General features: G+C 70.7%; 11 protein-coding genes and 1 pseudogene. 8 read left to right on the forward strand and 4 right to left on the reverse strand.

Features of this window, described 5'->3' with window-relative positions; translation table 11 throughout:
- A pseudogene (locus IEW07_RS20145) lies at positions 1-121 on the forward strand (polyphosphate kinase 2); the annotation flags it as partial.
- Positions 122-159: 38 nt separating this feature from the next.
- Entirely contained in the window at positions 160-363 is a 204-nt protein-coding gene (locus IEW07_RS20150) for a hypothetical protein (protein WP_188540499.1), read from the forward strand.
- Between the two features lie 48 nt (positions 364-411).
- Here the strand turns inward: IEW07_RS20150 and IEW07_RS20155 are convergent, their stop codons facing one another.
- On the reverse strand, positions 412-660 hold the full coding sequence (locus IEW07_RS20155; RefSeq protein WP_188540501.1) for a hypothetical protein: 249 nt from the start codon (positions 658-660) through the stop codon (positions 412-414).
- Between the two features lie 485 nt (positions 661-1,145).
- Positions 1,146-1,490 (reverse strand): hypothetical protein, encoded by a 345-nt coding sequence (locus IEW07_RS20160; protein WP_188540503.1) that lies wholly within the window; start codon positions 1,488-1,490, stop codon positions 1,146-1,148.
- A 247-nt stretch (positions 1,491-1,737) separates the two neighbouring features.
- Here IEW07_RS20160 and IEW07_RS20165 point away from each other — a divergent pair, with 247 nt between their 5' ends.
- From IEW07_RS20165 to IEW07_RS20185, 5 genes are all read left to right on the forward strand, one after another.
- Positions 1,738-2,559, forward strand: coding sequence for an endonuclease/exonuclease/phosphatase family protein (locus IEW07_RS20165; RefSeq protein WP_188540505.1), 822 nt, complete (start codon positions 1,738-1,740; stop codon positions 2,557-2,559).
- Between the two features lie 145 nt (positions 2,560-2,704).
- Positions 2,705-2,920, forward strand: coding sequence for a hypothetical protein (locus tag IEW07_RS20170; RefSeq protein WP_188540507.1), 216 nt, complete (start codon positions 2,705-2,707; stop codon positions 2,918-2,920).
- 469 nt (positions 2,921-3,389) lie between these two features.
- Positions 3,390-3,548 (forward strand): hypothetical protein, encoded by a 159-nt coding sequence (locus tag IEW07_RS20175; RefSeq protein WP_188540509.1) that lies wholly within the window; start codon positions 3,390-3,392, stop codon positions 3,546-3,548.
- Positions 3,545-3,985, forward strand: coding sequence for an anthrone oxygenase family protein (locus IEW07_RS20180; RefSeq protein WP_229742015.1), 441 nt, complete (start codon positions 3,545-3,547; stop codon positions 3,983-3,985). Before IEW07_RS20175 ends, IEW07_RS20180 begins: the two co-directional genes overlap by 4 nt.
- 260 nt (positions 3,986-4,245) lie before the next feature.
- Positions 4,246-4,863 carry a maleylpyruvate isomerase family mycothiol-dependent enzyme gene (locus IEW07_RS20185; RefSeq protein WP_188540511.1) on the forward strand — a complete coding sequence of 206 codons (618 nt, stop codon included), beginning with the start codon at positions 4,246-4,248 and terminating at the stop codon, positions 4,861-4,863.
- Between the two features lie 184 nt (positions 4,864-5,047).
- Here the strand turns inward: IEW07_RS20185 and IEW07_RS20190 are convergent, their stop codons facing one another.
- Complete coding sequence (locus tag IEW07_RS20190; protein WP_188540513.1) at positions 5,048-5,890, reverse strand: phosphatidylinositol-specific phospholipase C/glycerophosphodiester phosphodiesterase family protein; 843 nt, start codon at positions 5,888-5,890, stop codon at positions 5,048-5,050.
- Between the two features lie 521 nt (positions 5,891-6,411).
- Between IEW07_RS20190 and IEW07_RS20195 the strand changes: the two genes are divergently transcribed.
- Complete coding sequence (locus tag IEW07_RS20195; RefSeq protein WP_188540515.1) at positions 6,412-7,761, forward strand: alkaline phosphatase PhoX; 1,350 nt, start codon at positions 6,412-6,414, stop codon at positions 7,759-7,761.
- Positions 7,762-8,705: 944 nt separating this feature from the next.
- Here IEW07_RS20195 and IEW07_RS20200 read toward each other — a convergent pair.
- A complete protein-coding gene (locus IEW07_RS20200; RefSeq protein WP_188540517.1) occupies positions 8,706-9,077 on the reverse strand; it encodes a hypothetical protein in 372 nt (123 codons plus the stop codon).
- Positions 9,078-9,502: the final 425 nt, after the last annotated feature.

The raw sequence follows: 9,502 nt of genomic DNA on the forward strand, positions 1-9,502 counted from the left end.
CCGGCTCAACGCCATGCGGGCCTTCCTGAACCAGTTCGACTACGACGACAAGGACCCCGAGGTGGTCTATCCGCCCGACCCACTGATCGTGGCCCGGGGCCGGGACGCCGTCGGAGACTGAAGACGACCAGAGGCCGGGGTGCGGGAAGGGGATAAGCCGTGACCGAGGAGTACGTGCCCATCGAGAACCTGGAGTGGCTGCGGATCGGGGACGTGATCGAGGCCCACCGCGACGGGGTGCTCCACCACCGGGGCACCGTGGAAGAAACCGATCCGCGCGCCGGGGCGGTGTGGATCCGCGAGACCAGCACCGGCCAGCCCAAGATGCTCATCCTGGGGGACTTCGACCTGCGCTGCCGCTGACCCAACCGGGAGCAACGGAGCCCGTTGGGAGGCTGTCATCAGCTGAAGTCAGGCCTCGCTTGCTCGAGGGGGCAGCACCAGGCGGTCCAGGAGTCGCCGAGCGGCCTGCACCAGCCGGTCCCGTTCGACCGGCGGGAGAGGAAGGCATTGGTGCAGATGGGCATCCACCTCCACCGGCCCGGCGACACCGCCGAGCAGGAAGTACTCCCGCCACAGCTGCCCGACATCGATACCGGCGCCCTGCAGGCCCACCCTGAGCCGACGGGACCGGTATTGCCCCAGGCGCTCATCATCCATGCCAACCCCCTGCGGTCGTCCTCCACGGTGCCGTAGCGGCACCCGGTCACCCCGAGCCCCGAGTAAGACGGCCCCTTCGACGGCAACAGCGCTTCCGACATGCACGTGGAGGAAGAATAAAGAGCCGATTACCACGGCGACAAGGGTTTTCGCCCTGCGCCCGTGTCGCGTTGAGGGCCACTCCCTCAACGGCAAGGATCAGGGACGGCGGCGCGGTCGGCCCGCAGAGAACCGGGATGCTCACCGTCGATTCGGTCCCTCCTGGACTGTTCCGGTGAGCTGGTGCTGCCCGGCCAGCACCGGGTCAGCGGCCACGACACCGCCATGGCCCCGTTCGTGGGTCTGCTGATCGGATCTCCGGGGCCGGGAGGAGTCGGGTCTCTGAGGAACCCCTCCCTGGGACGCCGCGGTGGTTGTGCGCGCTCAGCACAGCACCCGGGAGGCCTCAGGACAAAATTCTCGGTCCGCCTACGGTGGTCTGTCGGTCAGTGGCGGACGCCGGGCTTGCCCCAGGAGCCGGGGCCGAGCGTCTGGCCGGTCGGGCCGAGATCCTCCAGCTCCTCCACCGGCAGCACGGCCCCGGGGTTGTGCCCGTCGGCCTCGCACCGCACCAGCACGACCATGTTCAGCCCGCCCGGCTCGTACGGGGCGCACAGCACGGTCTCCCCGGCGTGCAGGTGCAAGCCCGGCCGGTCGGCGCGCACCCGGTAGCGCCGCAGCGGAAGCGCACCCAGTTCCGTGGCCGGCTCGGGGAGAGGCGCCTGGAGACCCGGCGGCGTGGGGTGGGGCCGTTCCAGGGTCGCAGCGGGGATGGGGTGGGGGTCGGTCATGGTCAGGAACCTCCTGAGGAGCGGTCGCACCGGGGCTGTGGGGACCACGGCGCCGGATGGGGAGTGCTCGACATCGTCGTCCACGTTCAGGGTAAGGACCCTGCCCACCGATCGTGCGCCGGTTCCAGGGTGATCCGCGTCTCGTCCGTGCCTTTCACCTCAGGGGCGGGCACGTGTGCCCTGCCGTTGTGGTGGTGCTCATCGGCTGGTGGGGTGGCGGACACCTGACAGCCCTAGAGTGCGGTCCATGCGCACCCCCCGAGTCCCTGCCCTGCTCTCCACCGCCGTCGCCGTCGTGCTCGCAGGCACGGCCCTCACCCCCGCCGCTGCCGCCGCACCCGAGACGGCCCCGGCCGGTGGGCCGGAGTCCTCTTCCCTGCTGCAGCTGAACCTGTGCCTGTCCGGGGTGGCCGGGTGCTACCCGAACACCGAGTACCCGGCGGTGGTCGAGGAGGCGATCACCACGATTGGCACCCACGCCCCCGATGCGGTGACGGTCAACGAGGCCTGCAGCGGAAACATCGCCCGCATCGCCGAGGAGACCGGCTACGACTACCGGTTCACCACCGTGATCTACCGTGGCGCGCCCCTGGAGTGCACGGATCCCACCGGCCGGGGTGTCTACGGCAACGCGGTGCTCACCGACGGGACGATCACCGGCACCGAGGAGGGGGCGTTCGGGGCTCAGCTGGGCAGCGAGGAACGCCGCTGGCTGTGCGTGCAGGATGACGAGGCGGTGCGCGCGTGCACCGCCCACCTCAGCGTGGCCGGCTCACCCGCCCAGGCTGCGACCAACGACGCCCAGTGCCAGGAGCTCACCGCGATCCTGGGCCGCGACGGCCAGAGCCAGGCCACGATCTTCGCCGGGGACGTCAACCGGCAGCAGCCCTGCGCCCCGGCCGGGTTCTGGGCCACCAGCGACGCCGCGGCCGCTCAGGCCCCGGGGATCCAGCACGCCTACGGGTCCCGGGCCTGGCTGCTGGCCCCGCGGACCGAGATCGTGCCGATGACCTACACCGACCACCACGGGCTGCTCACCCACGCCCGCCTGCGCCCGGCCGCCGCCTGACCCACCGAGCCGCCTGACCCACCCCCACGGCGATGGCGTGATGTTCTTCTCGGATTGATGCGCACTCCATCACCTGGCAACGCCACCGTCACACCGGGAGGCCATGCTGGGAAGGCCCGGTTCCCAAGGATCCAGAAGAGGTCACATGATGCGCAGTGGGTGGATCGTCGGACTGGGGCGAGTGAAACCGGGGGACCAGATCGAGGTCTGGGACCAGCAGCAACTACGCCACCTGGGCACGGTCAGCCAGGTGGCACCTCATCTGGGAGTGCTGTGGATCGTGGAGGCCACCACCGGGCTCCCCAAGCTGATCCAGGCCCGGGAATACCGTCTGTGCTTCGCCCCGTCCCAGCCCTCCTGACCCGCCAGGACCACGGCAGTAGGCGGTGTGGCCCGTGCCCACCGGCGGCCACCGCGGGGACGGGGACCCGACCGCTTCCCACCGATGCCCGGGCACCCCGGCGTTGTCCCGCACCGCCGCCACCGCCCGTCCACCCGGTGCCCACCGAGCGGTCACAGCCGGGGTCCATCCTGGAAGCACACCCACTCCTCGAAGGGGCGGCACCATGACTGACACCGCATCGTTCGTCGACGACCTCACCACTGTGCACCCCGGGCAGCGCCGGCACGATCACGGTCAGAGCCGCCTCGTCGCGCATATCGATGGCGAACGGTGGGTCCATCACCACGCGCAGGGTGAACGCGGCCCGGGCCCGGGGGCCGGTGAGGAACTGGGTCAGAGGATCCACACCCCTCACCCTAGACGCGAGAAGATGCTCACTGGACCCCACGACATTCACCGTCCAGCCACCAGGCGGCAGGCTGGGGTCATGACCACGCCTCCTGCTCCTGCCCTCGCTCCGGTCCTTGGTCCTGTTCTCGTCACCGGCGGCACCGGGCGCACCCGTGCCCGACTGGCCGCCCGCCTCACCCGTACTGCCGCCACCGGGATCGGGGTCGCCCCCGCCACCGTTCAGGTCAGCCCGTGAGCGGGTGGCTGCCGGTGGCCGCCGGGGTGGGCTCAGGGATGGTGGGCGGGTTCTATCTCGCCTTCTCCGCGGTGGTGATCCCGGCACTGCACCGCCGCCCGGCCGAGCAGGCGACCGCGGTGATGGTCGCCGTCAACGAGGCCGCCGTCCGGGCCCCGTTCATGATCCTGTTCTTCGGCACCGCCGCCGCCTGCGCGGCCACCGCTGTCGTCGAGATCGCTGGCGCACCGGCCCCTTCGCTGCTGCGGATCGCCGCAGCGACGGCCTCCCTGGCCGGGTGGGTGTCCACCATGGCGGTCAACGTCCCGCTCAACCGCCGGCTCGCCACCGGCGGCGCCGAGCAGTGGCCGGGCTACCACCGGTCCTGGAGCCGGGCGAACCACCTGCGCGCCGGGCTGTCAGTCCTTGGGGCCGTCGCTCTGCTGGTGCCGGCCTGATGCGCACCGACACACCACACCGAGAGTCGAGCCCTGCCCCTTCGCAGGGGCGGTGCCGGGCGATCCATGAGCGGGGCCATGAGGGCCTCCGGGGGCTGCTGCTGCGTCTGATGCCAGACGACCGGTGAGGACCACGTCACCGGTTGACCGCATGGGCGTCGGCTATCCTCCGTCTCGGGTGGGCGGGCCGGGTCGCGTGTGCCGAGCCGCGCACGCCCCCGACCGGCTCCGGTACGTCCTGAAGGTGAGCGAGGAGTCCGATGAGCGAGATCTGGCCCGTGGTCCATGCCGAGCGAACAGCACTGATCCAGCATCTGCAGGCACTGCTGGCGCTGCAGTGGGCCACCCCTTCGCTGTGCCCCGGCTGGGACGTCCACGATGTGCTGGCCCACCTGGTCGATGACGCGAAGACCACCCGGCTGGGATTCGTGCGCGACTTCGTGGCGGCCGGCTTCGACTTCGACCGCCTCAACGCCCGCGGCCTGGCACGAGAGAAGGCTGAGGACCCGAGCCGCACACTGGACCGGTTCCGGGCGGTGAGCCGGCGCACTACCAGCGCCCCGGCGCCGCCGGCCACCCGGCTGGTGGAGGCGTTTGTGCACGGGGAGGACATCCGGCGCCCGCTGGGCATCCGACATGACTACCCGTCGACCCACGTGGCCACCGCGCTGGGCCACCAGCTGAGCACCAGCGTCAACCGCGGCGGCGGCGCCGAACGGGCACGCGGGTTGCGTCTGGTAGCCACCGACACGGACTTCGACGTGGGGGCAGGCGAGTCAGTGCGAGGAACTGCCATCGCCCTGTTGCTGGCGGTGTCTGGGCGCCCGGTGGGCCCGGAGGAGCTGATGGGCCCCGGGGGTGCTGCCCTGGGCGAGTAGCGCGTTTCCTTCCACCTGTGGCGGGCCTCCCTATCGGCGCTAGATATCCCTCGGGTGTGCACGTGGCGGGTCGGCACCGGGATCTGCCCGCCGGGACGGGGCACAGGAAGGTCCTAGCCGGGCACGGAGTCTGCAGGCTAGGACCTTCCTGTGCGGAGGCCCGGGGCGCGTTCTTGCCGGCGGGTCAGTGCGCGGGGGCGGAGAGGAACTTCTCCAGTCCTTCGAGGTCGTCGGTGTTGATGTGGTCCACCCCGGCGGCGCGCAGCTCGGACCAGAGGTTCTCGCGGGCCTGGCCGGCGATGTCGTTGGTGGCCCAGAACCGCACCCGGTAGCCCGCCTCGTGGGCCTGCGCCACGTACTCGTGGAGCCGTTCCCGCTCTGCCGCCGGTATCTGGCCCACGCCCTGCCAGGTGAACAGCTTCGTCCAGTTCTCGCTGACAAGCGGCATGAACTCCGGGTCCAGCCCCGATCCGAGGTCGGTGGAGCGCCCGTCGTAGAAGGAGTACCGGGTCTCGGCGGCCTGCATGTCCGCCAGCGGCCGGTTGCCGCTGATCACCGCTTCCACCGCACGGTCCTTGACCTTCCCGTCCTGGTAGCGGGTGATGAACTTCCGGTGCTCGGCGAGCTCCTCCTCCACGGCGGCCCAGGTCTGCGGGCCGGCGCTCTTGAGGTCGATGAGCAGCTGGAAGTCCCCGTCGTAGCCGGGGTAGAGCTGCTTGCCGTCCGGGGAGACCAGCTCGGCCAGCGGATCGAGGTAGGCCTCCTCCAGGGTCGGGGCGCCGGCCAGCTCCCACGAGTCGTGGGCCACGCGCAGCTCCCCGTCGACGAGCCACACATCGGCCTCCACGGAGGTGAAGCCGTGCTCGAGCGCGTCCAGCAGGGGGCGTTCGTGCTCGTAGTCGTTGTGGGCGTGGGCCTGGGCAAGCGGCTCGCCCAGCTCGGCCTCGGCGGCCACCGCCGCCTGCGGGGCGAGGAGGGAGACGGCAACGGCGCCGGTGGCCGTGAGGGTGCGCAGGAACGGGGTCATGAGGAGGTCCTTCCGGTGAGCATCTGGAGCGCCCCCACCCTGCAGGCCGGCGGTGACCGGCGGCCCTCCACCGCGTGACGGCCCAGCCAACGGGCGACGAATCTCCCCGGGGCACCCCCGCCCACGGCCCGGCTATGATCCCGCCCCGTCAGGACAACATCATCGGCAGGAGTCCACTTCTGGTTCGACGCACCTGGGGTCCGCCTGGGCGGTTCACAGTGCCCGCATGATGAGGAGGACTTTGTTGGTGAATCCGTCTCAGTGCCAGTCACCGACCCGGCCGGTGCGATTCCGCCCTCAGCTCCAGCCCGCCTCTCAGGGGGACGTATCCGCGGAGATACTCCCGTTGCTGTGGGGTGGGGCTCCTCACTCGTACAGCCCCCGGTGATCGGGCGACCGATGAGGAATCCAGTCATGTGCATGATGCTGGGCATTCACGTCGCGCTGGCCCGCTATTCGGATCCTCTTGGTGGAGTCAGTGCCTGGAAGCAGTCGACCGATCCAGTGAGGACATGACCGAGATGACGAGAGCACAGACACCAGCGATGACCCGGGTGGGGCGCCGAGGACTCCTGAAGGCCGGTGGGGCACTGAGCGCGGCCGCGGCGCTGTCGGCACTGATGGGCAACACCGCCCACGCCGCCCAGGGGCGCCAGCGCGGTGACGACACGATGCAGGCCCCGAACAACGGCGGCTACGGGGCCCTGCGCCCGGCCCCGGGCGGGGAGCTGCTGCTGCCGGCCGGGTTCACCTACGTGGCCTTCGGCCACACCGGGACCCCGATGAGCGACGGGACCCCGACCCCGGGCATGCACGACGGCATGGCGGCCTTCGAGGGCGAGAACGGCCTGATCCGCCTGGTGCGCAACCACGAGCAATCCCAGGGACCGGCCTTCGGGGCGCGCAGCTACGACCCTGCTGCCGCCGGTGGCACCACCAACCTGGTCTTCGACCCTCGCTCCATGGAACTGGTGAGCACCTACCCGTCGCTGACCGGCACCATCCGCAACTGCGCCGGGGGCCCCACCCCGGCCGGGACCTGGCTCTCCTGCGAGGAGACCTTCACCGGCCTGGACGTGGAGCACCCGCACGGCTACGTGTTCGAGGTCCCCGCCGACGCCACCGCCCCGGTGGACCCGGTGCCGCTGAAAGCAATGGGCCGGTTCACCCACGAGGCGGTGGCGATCGACCCGAAGACCGGCATCGTCTACGAGACCGAGGACCGCGGCACCTCCGGGTTCTACCGGTTCCTCCCCACCGACCCCAACAACCTCGCCACCGGCGGGCGGCTGCAGATGATGGCGATCAAGGACCGCCCCCAGTACGACACCCGCTACAGCCAGCACACCGGCCAGCCGCTGCCGGTGGAGTGGGTCGACATCGCCGACCCGGACCCCGACAGCACCGACAGCCTGGCGGTGTTCAAGCAGGGCCACGCCCAGGGCGGGGCGGTCTTCGACCGGCTCGAGGGCGCCTGGTACGGCGACGGCTCGATCTACATCAACTCCACCAGCGGCGGCGACGCCGGCCTGGGCCAGGTCTGGGAGTACCGCCCCCGCGGGGCCTCAGGCGGGCAGCTCGTGCTGGTCTACGAGTCCACCGACCCGGAAGTGCTGCAGAGCCCGGACAACCTCTGCGTGTCCCCCAACACCGGTGGCCTGGTGCTGTGCGAGGACGGCGGCGGCAAGGACCTGCTGCGCGGAGTCACCACCGAGGGCCAGATCTTCGACCTGGTGGAACTGAACACCCCCAACACCAGCGAGCTGGCCGGGGCCACCTTCAGCCCCGACGGGCGGATCCTGTTCTTCAACGTCCAGAGCCCCGGCATCACCTACGCCATCACCGGCCCCTGGGAGAACGGCGCCCTCTAAGACAGCGCGGTACCGCGGCATCCGACCAGACAGCAGGGGCGGCGCCGCCCGGTCGATTCCGGGCGGCGCCCCTGCTGTCGGCCACCTGGCGCCCAGCCGACCGGCCCAGGCCCGACGACAACGACAACGACGTGTCCCGCAGTTGCCAGCAAAGCTGTGGTCGGGGCATCCCGGGAAACTGCACACGTCCCGCAGGAGCACACCGCCCACCCCGCCCGATGGCCGCCAGCAGCGCCACGATCTCCGCGACGACTTCGAGCAGCCGGGTATCCCGGACCGGTGGGGAAGCGGCGGGGCGGTGCTCCACCGTGCCTACTACGGGTGGTCCGGTTCCGCCGACCCGGGGCCGACACCTGTGACACGGCGACGCACCACGAGCAGGGGGACGCACCACGAGCAGGGGGACGAGGGCGACCATCAGCACGGGGATGCCCAGGACGGCCTGGTCGTCCCTGATCAGCCACAGCCCGGGAACCAGCAGCAGACCCAGGACGGTGAGAGCCTTGGTGCCGGCAGAGGCCTCCCGGAACCGCAGTGATGGGCGGGCGGATCCGGTGGAACGCCCACCAGGGGCTGAAGAGTTCCCGGCGAGACTCCGCCCGATGACGACGAACACCGCAACGGCCACGGCACAGCCGACCGTCGTGGAGACGTGGCCGGTCTCGAAGAAGACGACCGCTAGAACCCACCGTTGAATCCGCCTGCCGCCACGGGGTCAGTTTTCACGTGCCGTCGACAAACTGCTGGCCAATGCTTGGTCCGCGGCCATGCCTTACCGCAAGAATTGTAGGGAAGCACGCACGTCGCCACGTAGACGCAGACTTCTTCCCAACGTCGCTGAGCCCGGTCGTAGTGTTCACCCACAGCCTGCTCTCCACCAGGAGCGGACCCCGGGCGGGCTCCTGTTGCCGACGAGGCCAGCGGCAGGGCGGTGGGAATGGGCGTCAGCGGGGCCAGTGGCCGCGGAGGAACGTGACGCCGGCAGCGGCCAGGAGACCGCCCAGGACCAGCCAGGACGCTCCTCGCAGTGCTGCGCCCTCGAGGATCCGGAACACCCCGGTGAGAAGGACGCTGAGTACGCCCACGCCCAGGAAGAGCGTCATGGCAGTGAGCACCGCCTTGTCCGCTCCTGTTGGTGTGGCGCCGGTGTGGTCCTGTGCGATCGACCGCTGGCCGATGACCAGGACCGTGAGCGCGACCACGGCCATCAGGACACCGGCAGCGGCATAGCCGAGCTGGATCAGGTTGCCCATACCGATCGCGCCCACCGTCAGCAATCCCACGAGGACATAGGCCGGCACGTTGGATCTGCGCATGTTGCCGTCCTCTCTGGGGGCCGGCCGGTCGTGGCGGCATTGGAGGGGTCGTGGGCCTCGGCTCCTGGAGGCCCGTGCCCAGGAGACCGCGTGCTCTGCGGGTTTCCCCGGCAAAGGGGCCGGTGGGCGGATCCTCACAGTATTGCCCAGGACGGTCCCCCTGTCCCCGGATCCGGAAAAACAGCGTCGTCCTCCAGCGCGGGACGGGCCGCCGGTGTCGTTGCCGGGTGCCCGGGAGAACAGAGGCGTTCCACACCTCCGGGGGAGGTGGTGCCGCGCGGACCTCTCTCTGCGGCAGCACACCCCTTCGGACCTGGTGCTGGTTTTCGGCTGGTGCGGGCTCTGGAGGGTCTCCGGCAGGCAGGGCAGCCTGCTGGCCGCCACCACGGACAGCGCCACCAGCAGGATCAGGACCGACACGCCGA

Origin of the sequence: Kocuria dechangensis (assembly GCF_014636775.1) — a bacterium.
Taxonomy (GTDB): domain Bacteria; phylum Actinomycetota; class Actinomycetes; order Actinomycetales; family Micrococcaceae; genus Kocuria; species Kocuria dechangensis.